The sequence below is a fragment of the Anaeromyxobacter sp. Red801 genome (genome assembly GCF_049201065.2).
GTDB lineage: Bacteria > Myxococcota > Myxococcia > Myxococcales > Anaeromyxobacteraceae > Anaeromyxobacter.
Window position 1 is genome coordinate 1,560,548 of sequence record NZ_CM181236.1, and the last position, 14,144, is coordinate 1,574,691.

Here is a 14,144-nt window from a genome sequence, read left to right on the forward strand (position 1 = left end):
GCTGCCGCGCGCGCCCAGCCGGCGCCGGCCGATGCCGTGGACGAGGGGGAGGATGGACGACCGCGGCGCCGTGACGGCGCGTCCGGAGGAGCTGCTCGGCTACGCCGATCCGTCCGACCGCCCGGAGGCGACCGGGGTCGACAAGCTCGTCCTGAAGCGCGGCAACCTGTTCCTGGTGGCGAACCGGCTCGGGGACGTGACGCCCGCCGGCGCGCGGGACCTCGGCCTGTTCCTCACCGACACCCGCCACCTGTCCGCCTGGCGCATGTCGGTGTCGGGCGGCCCGCCGCTCTGCCTGTCCTCGCAGGTCTCCTCGGACTACGTGGCGCAGGTGGACTTCACCGTCACCAGCCTGCACGAGGGCGACCTGCTCGGCCGCGAGCCGCTCAACTACGTCCACCTCCGCCGCGACATGCTCATCGACGACGTGCTGGTGGATCGGCTGGTGCTCACCAACTTCCAGGGCCGGGCGGTGGACGCGTGGATCGCGCTGGAGTGGGCGGCCGACTTCGCCGACGTCTTCGAGATCCGGGGCGCCCGCCGCCGCGAGCGCGGCACGTACCACGCGCCGCGGGTGGAGCGCGACCAGGTGGTGCTGCGCTACGACGGCCGCGACGGCCGGCGCTACGCCACCGAGGTGCGGGTCCGCGGGGTGGGGCCGGACGGGGCGCCGGCGGCGCTGGCCTCGCTCGACGGCCGCGGCGCCCGCGTCGCGCTGCACCTCGAGCCGGCCGAGCACGTGGAGGTGCACTTCGCGGTGGCGGCCGGCATCGACCGGGGCGCGCCGGGCCGCGCCCGCGGGCTCGACGAGGAGCGGCCGGTCCCGCCGGCGGCGCCGCGGCCCTTCGCGTCGCGCGCCTCCGCCACGCACGAGGCGTACTCGGCCTACGCGGCGCAGGCCACCCGGTTCGTCGCCTCGAACGACCTGTTCACCTCGGCGCTCGAGCAGGCGGTCGCGGACCTGAAGGCGCTCACCGTCTACCACTTCGGCGCGCCGGTCATCTCCGCCGGCATCCCCTGGTACACCTGCCCGTTCGGCCGCGACGCGCTCATCACCGGCTACGAGGCGCTCGTCGCGCAGCCCGAGGTGGCGCGCGACGCGCTCCGCTTCCTGGCCCGGCTCCAGGGCGAGCGCGACGACCCTACCCGCGACGAGGAGCCCGGCAAGATCCCGCACGAGATCCGCTTCGGCGAGATGGCGGCCGCCGGCGAGGTGCCGCACACGCCGTACTACGGCTCGGTGGACTCGACGCCGCTGTTCCTGGTGCTGCTCTCCGAGTACGACCTGTGGACCGACGACCACGAGACCGTGGAGGCGCTGCTCCCCGCGGCGGAGCGCGCGCTCGCGTGGATGGACCGCTGGGCCGATCCCGACGACGACGGGCTGGTGGAGTACCAGCGGCGCACGCCGCAGGGGCTGCGCAACCAGGGCTGGAAGGACAGCCACGACGGCGTGCCGTTCGCGGACGGGACGCCCGCCGAGCCGCCCATCGCGCTGGTGGAGGTGCAGGGCTACTGCATCGACGCGCGCCGGCGCATGGCCGCGCTGCTCCGGCGCATGGGGCGGCGCTCCGAGGCGCAGGCGCTGGTGGCGGCGGCGCGGCTGCACGCGGAGCGGCTGGAGGGGCGCTACTGGATGGAGGGGAAGGGGACCTACGCCATCGCGCTCGACCGCGACGAGCGCCAGGTGGACGCGGTCACCTCCAACCCGGGGCACCTGCTGTTCTCGGGCGCGATCTCCGACGCGCGCGCGCGCCAGGTGGCGGCCTCGCTGCTCGGGCGCGAGTCGTGGAGCGGGTGGGGCATCCGGACGCTCGCGGCCGGCCAGCGCGCCTACAACCCGCTCAGCTACCACGACGGCACGGTCTGGCCGCACGACAACGCGCTCTGCGCCATGGGCATGTCCGCCTACGGCATGACCCGGCAGGCGGGCCAGGTGCTGACCGGGCTCTGGGACGCGGCGCAGCACTTCCGGCAGCTCCGCATGCCCGAGCTGTTCTGCGGGCTCTCGCGCGCGGCGGGGCAGTTCCCGGTGAGCTACCCGGTGGCCTGCTCGCCGCAGGCCTGGTCCTCGGCGGCGTGGTTCCTGCTCGTGCGGGCCGTGCTCGGCCTGCACGCGGACGCGCCGCGCCGGACGCTGCGCGTGGTGCAGCCCTGGCTGCCGCCCTGGCTCGACGAGCTGGTGCTGCACGGGCTCCGCGTCGGGCCAGCCCGGGCCAGCCTGCGGTTCACCCGCGGCAAGGCGAACGCGTTCGCCGAGGTGCTGGAGATCCAGGGCGGCGACCTGAAGGTGCGGATCGAGGTGTGAGCCGGCCGGCGCGCATCGCGGCACGAGCCCGGAGATGAAGCGGGGCCGCGCTCGCGCGCGGCCCCGCCGGCGCACCTGCGCCGGGCACCACCACAGCGTTGTCCGCCGCGCGTCCCGCAGGACGGCTGCGGCGGTGGAGAGGATCGAGCGGCCGGCCTCGCTTCGATCAGGACGTACGACGGGAGCTGGGCCCCGCGCTTCGAGCGTTTGGCAGGAGCTTCGTCATGGCGGGGTCCGTGGCCGGCCTCCGGCGGGACTCGGGCTCCCCGGCTACAATCCGCGTGCCGCGGCCCGCCGGGCGGTCGCCGGCCGTGAAATCCGGCGATTGCGCGCGCCCGGGCCGGGACGGGGCTGTAATTCGGTGCGTCGCAGGCGACAGGAGGGTCCGGCGCAGGCGCCAGGAGCGTTCCGCTCGCCCCGCCCCCGGCACGGGGTTAGGCTTGGCGGGCCGCCGGGGTGCGGCGGAGGGACGATGTTCGGATCACTCGACGAGGTGTCCGCGAAGCTGGCCGAGGCGGGGTACCTGCCGTCGCGCGAGATCGCGACGGCGGTCTACCTGGCGGACCGGCTCGAGAAGCCCGTCCTGGTCGAGGGCCCCGCCGGCGTGGGCAAGACGGAGCTGGCGCACGCGTTCGCGCGGGCGGCCGGCCGCACCCTGATCCGGCTGCAGTGCTACGAGGGCCTGGACGAGTCCAAGGCGCTCTACGAGTGGGAGTACGCGAAGCAGCTCCTGTACACGCAGCTCCTCAAGGACCGGATCGGCGCCGCCGTGGAGGGCGCCGGCAGCCTGGCCGAGGCGGCCGACCGGATCGCGGGCGAGGGGAACGTGTTCTTCAGCGAGCGGTTCCTGGTGCCGCGCCCGGTGCTGCGCGCGCTCACCAGCGAGACCCCGGCGCTGCTCCTGGTGGACGAGATCGACAAGGCCGACCCGGAGTTCGAGGCCTTCCTGCTGGAGGTGCTCTCGGACTGGGCGGTGACCGTGCCGGAGCTCGGCACGGTCCGCGCGCGCCAGGTGCCGCGGGTGGTGCTCACCTCCAACGCGGCCCGGGATCTCTCCGACGCGCTGAAGCGGCGCTGCCTCCACCTGTTCATCGACTTCCCGGCGCGCGAGCGGGAGCTGGCCATCGTGCGCGCCCGCGTCCCGGAGGCCTCCGAGGCGCTGGCGCGCTCGGTGGTGGCGACCGTCCAGAAGCTCCGCACGCTCGACCTGAAGAAGGCGCCGTCGATCTCCGAGACGCTGGACTGGGTGCGCGCCCTCGCGATCCTGAACGCCGAGCGGCTCGACGCGGCGCTGCTCGACCAGACGCTCAACCTCGCGCTCAAGTACGAGGCCGACGTGGCGCTCGCCCGCGACCGCAAGGGCGAGCTCGCCGCGGCGGCGCAGCTCGGCTAGGCGGAGCGCGCGGCGAGGCGGCGGCGGCACGCCCCGTCGCCTCAATCATCCTGCTCGGGCGTCGCCTTCCGCTGGCGGGAGGGGACCTGGACGCGCTCGCCGCCCGGCAGCGCGAGCGCGGTGAGCTTCCCGCCGTAGACGCACCCGGTGTCGATGCCGACGCACCGGACGCCGGGGGCCGGCTCGTCCACCACCACCTCGTCGCGCGCGTGGTGGCCGTAGACCACCGAGTGCGGGCCGGTCCACCGCTCCGCCCAGCGCACCACGCCCGGCTCGCCGCCGTGCTCGCGCGACACCGGCTTGCCGGTGGCGTCGAGGAAGCGCAGCCGGATGAGCCAGTCCGGCGGCTGGCGCGAGAGCGGGCGGCCCGGCAGCAGCCCCCCGTGCACGGCGAGCCACCGGCCGTCGAGCCGGAGCGCGCGCGGCAGCGAGGCCATCCAGGCCAGGTCGTCGGGCGAGAGCCGCAGGTGCTCCTCGGTGCGCCTCGGGTCGAGCCGGACCGGGTTCCGGTGGTGCGGGTCCTCGCGGCGGCGCGCCTCGTGCGCCGCGTACCGGAGGTGCTTCTCCTCGTGGTTCCCGAGCAGGCAGTCGGCCCCGAGCGCGCGGACGCGGCGGACCACGCCCACCGGATCCGGGCCGCGGTCCACCAGGTCCCCCAGGAACACCAGCCGGTCCCGCGCCGGCTCGTACCGCGCGGCCGCGAGCAGGTCCTCGAGCTCCGCCAGGCAGCCGTGCACGTCGCCGACGACGAGGGTGCGCGAGGGGGCCATGGCGGGCGCAGTGTACCCCGCGGCCGGGCGGCGCCGGGAACGGACGTCGGTGTTTCGCCCGCGCTCCACGCGAACGGGCGGCGCTATCGCGGCTGGGGCCCGGTCCGGCCCTGGACCGAGGTGGCGCGCGCGGGGCGGGGGGCGAGGTCCCCCGGGGACGGCGGGGGGTCGAACCAGCCGCCGTAGCCGGCGTCGATGACCTCGTCGTCGAGGGTGCCCCCCGCGCTCCGGGCGGCGACGCGCCACTCCCCCGCCACGCGGGCCACCAGGTACTCGCTCACCGAGCTCGCGAGCGAGGGGGCGCCCGACGCGCGCCACCAGCGCTCCCGGACCGTCACCACCGCCGTGCCGCGCGGGGCCCGGCGCACCGCGAGGAGCTGGAAGGACTCGAGCACCGTCCCCCGCGCCGCGTCGGCCCACGGTGCGAGCGGGTGCGACCCTCCGGCCGCCGCGGCGCGATCGGCGTCGTCGAGCGCGCGGGGGGCGGTGAGCGCGCGCGCGCGGGCGTAGGTGCCCGGCGCGGGCGCGCCGGCGCGGCCCCGGACCGCGGGGGCGCGCGGCCCCGCCAGGCGCACCGCGTCGAGATATCGGAGCACGCACCGGGCCGGCCCGCGGAGGAGGTTCTCCGGGGGCGCGCCGGGGGCGGGCGCGGCGGGGGCCGCGGCGGCGGCGGCGGCGGCGAGGAGCAGCGGGAGGAGGGGCATCGGCGGGTGCGAGCGCAGGAGCGCCGGCGCCGACACGTTCGGTCCACCCCGCGGCGGCGGCAATCCCGCTCCCCGCCGCGGCCGACCCGCGCGGCGTGGCTCCGATGTGCGCGGATTCCGCGGGAAGACCGATGCCTAGATTGACGCGGGGGCAGGTTACACTTGGCCGCCCGAGCGGGAGCCCTCCCGCGGTCCATCATGGAACCCACGAAGCGCGTCCTCATCGTCGAGCCCGACCACGCATTCGCGCTGTCCCTGGCGTCGCTCTTCCACGAGGACGGGTGCGTCACCCGCCTCGCGGCCAGCGCCGCCGAGGCGGAGCTGGAGGTCGCGTCGCACCGGCCCGACCTGTGCGTGGTGCGCGCCGAGCTCCCCGACCTGTCGGGCTTCTCGCTGTGCGCGCAGCTCCGCCACGACCGCGCCACCGCGCGCCTGCCGGTGATCCTGTACGCGTCGGAGACGGCACCCGAGGCGCTCGCCGAGCACGCGCGCACGCCCTGGGCCGCGAACGGCTACCTGGCGATGCCGCTCGACACCGAGGCCCTCCGCAAGCTCGCCGGCGGGATCCTGGCCGCCGCCGAGCCCGAGCCGGAGAGCGCCGACGACGCGGTGCTGTCCGACGACGAGGTGCAGGCGCTCGACGCCGAGCTCGACGCGGCGCTGGACCCGGAGGCGCGCGCCGCCCGCCCCGAGCCGGAGGGCGGGGCCGAGGTCGCGGTCGAGGCGGCCCCCGAGGCCCCCGAGGCCGCTGCGCCGCCGCCGCCCGCGGCCGGCGAGGCGCCGCCGCCGGTGCCGCGGAAGCCGCTGCGGTCCACGGTGACCGACGAGGACCGGCTCTTCGTGGACCGCGTCTTCCAGTCGATCTCCGAGCGCCGCGAGGACCTGCTGGCCGAGGCGCACCGGCGCCGGCCGCCGCCGCGCCGCGAGCTGCTGCAGACGCCGGAGGGCCGGGCCGAGCTGCTGCGCGAGGACCTGCGCTGGCGCGAGGCGCAGCTGGCCCGGCTGGGCGAGATCTGGGCGGTGCGCGAGCGCGAGCTGGCCTCGTTCGACGCGCGCATGCACGAGCGCGAGGTGGAGCTGCAGGCGGCGAAGCTGCAGGTGGACGACCTGCTGCGGCGGCTGGCCGGGGCGCGCGACCTGTTCGTGGAGAAGGAGCGCGAGTTCGGCGCCTCGATCGACGGCCTCCTGCTGGAGAAGTTCGGGCAGGAGAAGGGGCTCATCGAGGTGGTCGCCGGCAGCGAGCGGCGCATCCACGAGCTGGAGCGCGAGGTCCGCCGCCGCGACGACGACCTGGCGCACCGCAAGGTCGCGCTGGACCGCGCGCAGGAGGAGATCGTCCGGATGGACCGGGCGGCGCGCGCGGAGGCGGCGCGGGCCGAGGCGCGCGAGCGCGAGCTGCAGGACGAGATCTCCCGCCGCACCGAGGAGGTCGCGGCGGCCGACGAGGCGCTCGCGCAGGCGCGGCGCGCGGCCGAGGACGCCGCGCGCGAGGCCGCGGCGCGGCTGGAGGAGCAGACCGCGGCCCGCCGGGCGCTCGAGGAGGACCTGGCGCGGGCGCAGGGCGAGGCCGCCGCGAGCGAGGGCGACCACGAGCGCCGCCACGTCGAGGCGGCGGCGCGCGAGGCGGCGCTCACCGCCGAGCGCGACCGGCTCCGCACCGAGTCGGAGCGGGACCGGGCGGCGCTGGAGGAGCGGCTGAAGGCGGCCGAGACCGCCACCGCCGAGGTCGAGGCCGAGCGCGATCGCGCCCAGCAGGCCGCGCGCGAGAACGAGGCGGCGCTGCAGGCGCGCATCGACGAGCGCGAGGACGCCATCCGCGAGCGCGAGCAGCGGCTGCGCCTGCTCGACGAGGAATACAAGCGCTTCCGCGACACCGCCCGCGGGCGCGAGGACGACCTCGGCCGCGAGATCCAGGACCACCTGCAGCAGATCGGGTCGCTGGAGGGCGAGATCGAGGGGCTGGCGCGCGAGCTGGCCGAGCGCGAGGAGGAGGCGCGCGCCGAGGGCGAGGCGCTGCGGGCCGAGCTCGAGGCGGAGCGCGCCGGGGCCCGGGCCGCCGCGGCCGAGGCGGCCCGCGAGGCGGCGGCGCGGCTGGAGGCGGCCGAGGCGGCGGGGGCCGCCGCGGCGCGCGAGCGCGATCGGGTGAAGGAGGAGGCGGCGGCCGTCGGCCGCGCGCTGGCGGCGACGCGGGAGGAGGCGGCCGCCCGGGAGGCGGCCCTCGCCGAGGAGCGCGACGCGCTGCGGGCCGAGGCGGAGCGGCTGCGCGGGGTGGCCGACGGGGCGGGCCGGGAGCGCGACGCGCTCCGGGCGGCGCTCGCCGCGCGGGAGGAGGCGCTCGCGGCGGAGGCCGGGCGGGCGCGCGAGGCGGCCGGCGCGCGCGACGCGGCGCGCGCCGAGGCGCGCGCGCTGGAGGAGCGGCGCGCGGAGCTGGAGGCGGCGCTGGCGGAGACCCAGGCCCGCGCGCGCAGCGCCGAGGACACCGTGGCGGCGGCGCGGGAGGAGATCGCCCGCGCGACGGCGCGCGCGGCCGAGGACGCGTCGGCCGCCGCGGCGCGCGAGGCGGCGCTCGCCGCCCGCGAGGCGGAGGCGCGCGCCCGCGGCGAGGCGCTGGAGGCCGAGCTGGCCGAGGCGCGGGCGGCGTTCGAGGCGGCGCGGGCCGAGGCGGGCCGCGAGGCCGAGGCGCTCCGGGCGGCCGCGGCGCAGGCGGAGGCCGCGCGCGACGAGGCGCGCCGGCAGGCGCAGCGGCGCGAGGGCGAGCTGGGCACGGAGCTGGCGGCGCGCGCGGAGGCGAGCCGGAAGGCGGAGGCCCGCGCCGAGGCCGCCGAGGCCGAGGCCGCGGCGCGCGCGGATCGCGTGGCGGCGCTGCAGCGCGAGCTGGCCGAGGCGCGCGAGGTGCGCGAGGCGCTCTCCCGCGAGATGGAGCGGAAGGTCGGCGAGCTGGGCGCCCGGGTGGAGGAGCAGGCCGGCCTGCTCGCCGCCGCGTCCCGCGAGGCCGATCGGCTGCAGGGCGAGCTCTCCGCGGCGCGGCAGGCCGCGGCCGCGCGCGAGGCCGAGCTGGCCGGCGAGGCCGGGCGCGCCGCCGCGCGCGCGGAGGAGCTGGCCGGCCTGCTCGCCGACGCGTCGCGGGAGCGCGACGGGTCGCGGGCGCAGCGCGACGCGCTCGCCGCCGAGCTGGAGTCCGCCGGCGCCGAGCGCGCCGGCCTGCGGGAGGACCTGCGGCGCGCGGAGGCGGCGGCAGGCGGCCGACGCCGAGCGCTCGCGCCTGGAGACGGAGCTGACGCGGGCCGCGGCCGAGCGCGCCGAGGCCGAGGAGCGGTCCCGGGCCCGGTCGGCGGCGCTGGAGGCCGAGCACGCGCGGCGCGAGGAGGAGCTGCTCTCGGAGCTGGCCCGCAAGACCGAGGCCGCCGAGGCGCTGCACGCGCGCTTCGAGGAGCTGTCGCGCGAGCGCGCCCGCCGCGAGGAGGACCTCCAGGCGGAGCTGACCGCGCGGGCCGAGGGGCTCCGCGCCGCCGAGCGGCGCGAGCGCGCCGCGGCCGAGCAGGTGGCGGCGCGCGCCGAGGAGGACCGGCGGCGGATCGCCGAGGCGGACGAGCGCGCGACCTCGGCCGCGGCCGGCCGCGACGCGGCGGAGCGGGCGCTGGAGGAGGCGGAGCGGCGCGCCGAGCAGGGCGCCGCCGAGCGCGCCGCCGCGGCGGAGCGGGCCGAGCGCGCCGAGCGGCGCGCGGCCGAGGTGGACCAGGCGCTGGCCGCGGCGCTGCGGGAGCGGCAGCGCGTCGAGGCCGAGCTGCTCGGCCGCGTCACGCGGGCCGAGGCCCGGGCGGCCGAGCTGAAGGTCCGCGCCGAGCAGGCGGCGCGCGAGGCCGCCGGCGCGCAGGCCGGGCGCGCGCGGGTGCTGGAGCTCGAGGCGGCGATGGCCGCCGCCGGCCAGGCGCGGGCGCGGGCCGAGAAGGACCTGGCGGCGCGGGCGGCCGCGGCGGAGGCGCGGGCGGCCGAGGCGGCCCGGCGGCTGGACCAGCTCGGCGCCGAGCGGCGCGAGGCGGAGGGGCGCGCCGCGCGCGCGGTGGAGGAGGCGCAGGCGCGCTTCCGCGAGGAGCTGCAGCGGCGCGACCAGGCGCGGGCCCAGGAGCTGGCGCGCCTTCAGGCGGCGCTGCAGGAGCGGGCGCGGCGGGAGAAGGCGCTGGAGCTCGAGGTGGCGCGGCTGCGCGGCGGGCGGAACGTGGCCACCCCGGCCGCCTCCGGCGTGGCGCCGGCCGAGGCCGCGCCGGCCGCGGTGAAGGATCCGGTCAAGTAGCGGACGCAGCCCGGCGCGCCGGGCAGGGTGGGGCGCGGCGCAGCCCGGTTTCTAGGCGTCCGCCTCGGCGTCGGCGGTGGTGCGCACGTCGCGGCGCCGGCCGGGGTGGACGCGCATCCCGGCCTCGTGCGCGCGGACGGCGTCGCGCCCGGCGCGCTTCGCCGCGTAGAGCGCGGCGTCGGCGGCGTCGATGAGCGCGCCGAGGTCCCGGGCGTCGTCGGGCCACACCGCCACGCCCACCGAGATGGTCACGTGGCCGCGCTCCGACGCCTCGTGCGGGAGCGCCGCGGCCTCCACCGCCTGCCGGAGCTTCTCGGCCGCGAGCAGCGCCGCCCCGCGGTCGGCGCGCGGGAAGATCACCGCGAACTCCTCGCCGCCGTAGCGGGCCACCAGGTCCACCTTGCGGACCGCGCCCGCGAGCAGCTCCGCCACGCGGCGCAGGATGCCGTCGCCGGCGGCGTGCCCGAACGCCTCGTTGAACTGCTTGAAGCGGTCCACGTCCACCAGGGCCAGCGCCATGGTGTGGTCGAAGCGCTCGCAGCGCTCCCGCTCCATGTCGAGCCGCGCGAACAGGCTGCGCCGGTTGTGCACGCCGGTGAGCGCGTCGCTCTGCGAGAGCCGGACCATCTTCTGGTGCAGCCGGGCGTTCTCGATGGCGAGCGCGGCCTGCCCGGCGACCGACTCGAGCAGCCGGACCTCGTCGGGCGGGAACGCGTCCGTGGCGGGGCGGAAGAACGCCAGCACGCCGGCGCAGTCCTCGCGGTGGATCATGGGGACGGCCAGGATCGAGCCCAGCGCCTCGCCCTGCCAGGCCAGCACCGGCCGGCGCGGGTCGGCGCCGGTGTCCTTGACGAGCACGGTGGCGCGCTCGCGGACCGCCCAGCCGGCCGGGCCCTCGCCCGCCCGGATGCGGACGCCGTTCGCGGACTCCGGCAGCCCGGACACGCTCCGCACCACCAGGTCGCCGGTGCCCTCCTCGGCGAGCAGCAGCGCGAACGCGTGGTCGCCGAGCCCCCGGCCGACCAGCTCGGTGAGCGTCGCCACCAGCCGGTCCAGCTCGAGCGTCCCGCCCAGCCGCCGCGCCAGGTCGAACAGGAGCGTCAGCTCCTTCACGCGCGCCTCCAGCTGCGCGGTGAGGACCCGCTCGCGCTCGTCCTCGATGCGGCGGGCGTGCAGGTCGGTGAGCGCGGCCAGGGTGGTGTTGAACGTCTCCGCCACCATCCCCAGCTCGTCCGGGCCCTCCACCGGCAGGCGGTAGAGGTAGTCGCCCTCGCGCACGTGGCGCAGGCCGGCGGCCAGGCGCTGGAGCGGCTGCTCGATCACCCAGCGCATGGCCAGCGCGAAGGTGACCCACATCAGCGCGCCGAACAGCAGGACCGCCAGCACCGCGATGCCGTAGACCGGCTCGAGGTCCGGCGCGGCGAAGCGGGTCCGGTGTTGCAGCCAGAGCACCAGGGCCAGCGTGAACGCCAGCGAGGGGAGCCCCACCGCGACGAGCAGCTTGCGGCCGAGGGAGCGTCGGATCGAGCGGAGCATGGGCAGGACCGGCAAGCGTAGTGCCCGCGCGGGAGGCGATCAAGGACCGCGCGTCCCCGGCCCGGGCGCCCTCTGGTATGAGAGCGGGATGGACCTCGTGCGCTCGGCGCTCCTGGCGGCCTGGCCGCACGGCTTCACCACCCGCGCCGGCGGCGCCTCGCCCCCGCCCTGGGACGCGCTGAACCTGGGCGGCGCGGTGGGGGACGACCCGGCGCGCGTGGCCGAGAACTGGCGGCGGCTGGAGGCCGCCACCGGCCTCGGCTTCGCCCGGGTGCGGCAGGTGCACGGCGCGCGGGCGGTGCGGCTCGACGCGCCCTGCGCGCCCGCGGAGGAGGCCGACGCGGTCGTGTCGCTCCGCGCCGGCGTGGCCGCCTGCGTCTCGGTGGCCGACTGCGTGCCGGTGCTGCTGGCGGACCCGGACGGCGGGGCCGTGGCGGCGGTGCACGCCGGCTGGCGCGGGACGCTCGCCGGCGCGGCGGGGGAGGGGGTGCGGGCGCTGTGCCGCGAGGCCGGGGCGCGCCCGGAGCGGCTGCTCGCCGCCATCGGCCCGTCCATCGGCCCCTGCTGCTACGAGGTCTCGCCGGAGCTGGCCGCGCGCTTCGCCGCCGCGCTCGGGCTGGGCGTGGTCCGCGACGGGCCGGCCCCGCACCTCGACCTCTGGGAGGCGAACCGGGCGGTGCTGCTCGAGGCCGGGGTGCGCCCGGAGCGCGTCGATCGGCTGGATCGCTGCACCGCCTGCGAGCCGGCCCGGTTCTTCTCCCACCGGCGCGACGCCGGGCGCACGGGTCGGCAGATCGCCTTCATCGCCCCACCCGGCCCGATGCCGGGGACGGCCCCCCTTCCTTGACGGGGCGGCGGAGTCACCTAGAATTTCCCGGATCTTGAGACCCTTCGTGCGAGAGGCCTCGGCGGCCCTGCTCCTCGTCGCCGGCTGCGCCGGCGGCGCCGTCTCGCGCGAGGACGTGGACGGGCTCCGCGGCGAGCTGCGCGCGCTCCGGCGCGAGAACGAGGAGCTGTCCCGGCGCGTCGAGGCGCTCTCCGGCCAGGTGGACGCGCTGGCGGCCCGCGCCCGCGCCGCCCCGGCGCGCCCGGCCTCGACCCCGATCCCGCCGCGCCCCGCGCCCGAGCCGCGCCCGGTCGACCCAGAGCCCTCCGGCTTCGTGTCCGCGGCGCCGGTGGTGCCGCCGGACCTCCAGGTGGTGAAGCTCGCGCCCCCGCGCGCGAGCCCGGCGCGCTCGGCGCGCGCGGCCCCGCCGGTGCCCACCGCGGTGCGCATCGCCGAGCCGGATCCCGCGCGCCTCGACGCCCTGGCCCTGCCGGGCGGCCGCGGGATCGCGGCGGAGGCCGACGGCGAGCTGCGCGCGGCGCGCCGCAAGGGCGGGCTGGATCGGGCCCACGCGCTCGAGGACTTCACCGCCCGCTACCCGCGCCACCCCGCCGCCGACAACGCGCTGCTCGAGTCGGCGGAGGCGTACGCCGCGGCCGGGCGCAACGAGGCCGCGTGCGCGCTGGTGCGCCGGACCGCCGACGAGTACCCGGCGGGCGACGCCATGAGCGCCGCGCTGGAGCGGCTCGCCGCGTGCGCCGCCCGGCTCGGGCGCGCCGACGAGGAGCGCAGCCTCCTCCGGCGGCTCGTCGACGATTACCCGGGGACCCCGGCCGCGCAGCGCGCGGGCGGACGCCTCGGCCAACTCTCCGCGCGGGCCGGCGATGCGTCGCCGGCCGCCGCGCCGACAAGGAGCGCTCCATGATCCGCAAGCACGTCGTCGCCCTGCTGGCCCTCGTCCCGGCCGCCGCGCTCGCCCAGGCCGGCGCGCTGGACGCGGCCCGCGGCACCCAGGCCACCTCGGACCAGGGGAACGCGCGGGTGGAGCAGGCCATCGACGCCGCCACCGGCGCGACCGCCGCGCCGGCGGACGCGCCGCCCGCGGGCGACGCGGTGCCGATCGCGGCCGAGCCCGAGGGCACCCCGCCCATCGAGCTGGGCGCCGCGCCCGAGGCCGTCCCCGCCGCCGGCGGCGCCGGGACCCCGGAGACGTACACGGTCCGCGAGGGCGACACGCTCTGGGACATCTCCGGCCGCTTCCTCTCGAACCCCTGGTACTGGCCCAAGATCTGGTCCTACAACCCGGAGATCACCAACCCGCACTGGATCTACCCGGGCAACCTGCTCCGCTTCTACCCGTTCGCCGACGAGGCGCCCGCGCGCGTCGAGGCGGTGGCCGGCGTGGACGAGGTGGAGGAGGAGCCCGCGCCGGTGCGCGAGCTGGAGGACTTCTCCCGCGCCGACATGAACGCCCCGGCCTCGGCCGAGGAGCAGGACGCGGTGGCGGTCTCGGGCCCGTACAAGATCGGCTTCGTCCCGTCCAGGCAGCGCTACGCGCTGCACGAGAGCTTCGTCACGCCGCGCGAGCTGGACGAGTCGGGCGCCATCGAGGCCGCGTTCGAGGAGAAGCTGATGCTCTCCTCGCTCGACCGCGGCTACGCGCACTTCAAGCGCGCGGCCGGCGTGAGGCCCGGCGAGACGTACGTGGTCTACAAGACCGAGCGCCCGATCCGGCACCCGATCACGAAGGAGCTGTTCGGCTACCAGACCCGCATCCTCGGCTCGGCCAAGGTGGTGGCGGTGGACGACAAGGCCGCCACGCTGGTGATCGCGAGCGCGAACGACGTCATCGAGCGCGGCGCGCTGCTCGGGCCCTGGACGGACAAGGTGTTCCGCCCGGTGAACCCGCGCGCCAACCAGCGCGACCTGCACGGCGTGATCATCGCCTCCCCGGTGTCGGTCGTGACCCAGTTCGCCGAGCACCAGGTGGTGTTCGTGGACCGCGGCAGCGCCGACGGCGTCCAGACCGGCAACAGCCTCAAGGTGGTCCGTTCGGGCGACCTGTACGGCCTGGAGCCGAACGCGGTCCCGAACGACCCGGCCCTCCCCAAGGAGGACGTGGGCGACCTGCTGGTCATCGACGCGCGCGAGCACGCCTCGGCCGCGCTGGTGACGCGCAGCCGCGTCGAGCTGCTCGTGGGCGACCGCTTCGAGATGCGGACCGCGCGCGCGCTCCCCCAGTAGGCGGCGGGGCGGCCGCTGGCCGTCCGGCGGCCGGGAGGGCGGGGGATTGCCCCGTCTTCCCGGGGTGTTTTC

The 14,144-nt window shown here is 78.3% G+C and carries 9 protein-coding genes and 1 pseudogene; 7 read left to right on the forward strand and 3 right to left on the reverse strand.

The genetic code is table 11. From position 1 onward, the window contains the following. Window positions 1-52 precede the first annotated feature (52 nt). Window positions 53-2,308, forward strand: a complete 2,256-nt coding sequence (locus ACOQFB_RS07055) for an amylo-alpha-1,6-glucosidase (RefSeq protein WP_059437794.1) — start codon at window positions 53-55, stop codon at window positions 2,306-2,308. Window positions 2,309-2,780: 472 nt separating this feature from the next. Further along, window positions 2,781-3,701, forward strand: coding sequence for an AAA family ATPase (locus ACOQFB_RS07060; RefSeq protein ID WP_059437795.1), 921 nt, complete (start codon window positions 2,781-2,783; stop codon window positions 3,699-3,701). Between the two features lie 41 nt (window positions 3,702-3,742). Here ACOQFB_RS07060 and ACOQFB_RS07065 read toward each other — a convergent pair whose 3' ends face one another. Both ACOQFB_RS07065 and ACOQFB_RS07070 read right to left on the reverse strand, forming a co-directional pair. Then, a complete protein-coding gene (locus ACOQFB_RS07065; RefSeq protein ID WP_059437796.1) occupies window positions 3,743-4,471 on the reverse strand; it encodes a metallophosphoesterase family protein in 729 nt (242 codons plus the stop codon). An 83-nt stretch (window positions 4,472-4,554) separates the two neighbouring features. Further along, window positions 4,555-5,175 carry a hypothetical protein gene (locus ACOQFB_RS07070; protein ID WP_421610915.1) on the reverse strand — a complete coding sequence of 207 codons (621 nt, stop codon included), beginning with the start codon at window positions 5,173-5,175 and terminating at the stop codon, window positions 4,555-4,557. A gap of 198 nt (window positions 5,176-5,373) precedes the next feature. On the opposite strand from ACOQFB_RS07070, the pseudogene ACOQFB_RS07075 reads away from it, so the two are divergent. Both ACOQFB_RS07075 and ACOQFB_RS07080 read left to right on the forward strand, forming a co-directional pair. Beyond that, window positions 5,374-5,667, forward strand: a pseudogene (locus tag ACOQFB_RS07075) (response regulator); the annotation flags it as partial. A gap of 3,049 nt (window positions 5,668-8,716) precedes the next feature. Further along, complete coding sequence (locus tag ACOQFB_RS07080; protein WP_494492606.1) at window positions 8,717-9,466, forward strand: hypothetical protein; 750 nt, start codon at window positions 8,717-8,719, stop codon at window positions 9,464-9,466. Between the two features lie 51 nt (window positions 9,467-9,517). Here the strand turns inward: ACOQFB_RS07080 and ACOQFB_RS07085 are convergent, their stop codons facing one another. Continuing rightward, entirely contained in the window at window positions 9,518-11,002 is a 1,485-nt protein-coding gene (locus ACOQFB_RS07085) for a diguanylate cyclase (RefSeq protein WP_494492516.1), read from the reverse strand. Window positions 11,003-11,090: 88 nt separating this feature from the next. On the opposite strand from ACOQFB_RS07085, the gene pgeF reads away from it, so the two are divergent. The 3 genes from pgeF to ACOQFB_RS07100 are packed head-to-tail and all read left to right on the forward strand — an operon-like array spanning window position 11,091 to window position 14,072. Continuing rightward, a complete protein-coding gene (pgeF, locus tag ACOQFB_RS07090; RefSeq protein WP_421609715.1) occupies window positions 11,091-11,849 on the forward strand; it encodes a peptidoglycan editing factor PgeF in 759 nt (252 codons plus the stop codon). Window positions 11,850-11,883: 34 nt separating this feature from the next. Then, window positions 11,884-12,753, forward strand: a complete 870-nt coding sequence (locus ACOQFB_RS07095) for a tetratricopeptide repeat protein (RefSeq protein WP_421609714.1) — start codon at window positions 11,884-11,886, stop codon at window positions 12,751-12,753. Next, entirely contained in the window at window positions 12,750-14,072 is a 1,323-nt protein-coding gene (locus ACOQFB_RS07100; protein ID WP_421609713.1) for a LysM peptidoglycan-binding domain-containing protein, read from the forward strand. The genes ACOQFB_RS07095 and ACOQFB_RS07100 overlap by 4 nt, the downstream gene beginning before the upstream one ends. The last annotated feature ends 72 nt before the right edge of the window (window positions 14,073-14,144 follow it).

What these genes read in the sequence shown, in the direction of transcription:
- ACOQFB_RS07055 (WP_059437794.1), top strand. Translation starts at nt 53, where the DNA reads ATGGACGACCGCGGCGCCGTGACGGCGCGTCCGGAGGAGCTGCTCGGC.
- ACOQFB_RS07060 (WP_059437795.1), top strand. Translation starts at nt 2,781, where the DNA reads ATGTTCGGATCACTCGACGAGGTGTCCGCGAAGCTGGCCGAGGCGGGG.
- ACOQFB_RS07065 (WP_059437796.1), bottom strand. Translation starts at nt 4,471, where the DNA reads ATGGCCCCCTCGCGCACCCTCGTCGTCGGCGACGTGCACGGCTGCCTG.
- ACOQFB_RS07070 (WP_421610915.1), bottom strand. Translation starts at nt 5,175, where the DNA reads ATGCCCCTCCTCCCGCTGCTCCTCGCCGCCGCCGCCGCCGCCGCGGCC.
- ACOQFB_RS07085 (WP_494492516.1), bottom strand. Translation starts at nt 11,002, where the DNA reads ATGCTCCGCTCGATCCGACGCTCCCTCGGCCGCAAGCTGCTCGTCGCG.
- pgeF (WP_421609715.1), top strand. Translation starts at nt 11,091, where the DNA reads ATGGACCTCGTGCGCTCGGCGCTCCTGGCGGCCTGGCCGCACGGCTTC.
- ACOQFB_RS07100 (WP_421609713.1), top strand. Translation starts at nt 12,750, where the DNA reads ATGATCCGCAAGCACGTCGTCGCCCTGCTGGCCCTCGTCCCGGCCGCC.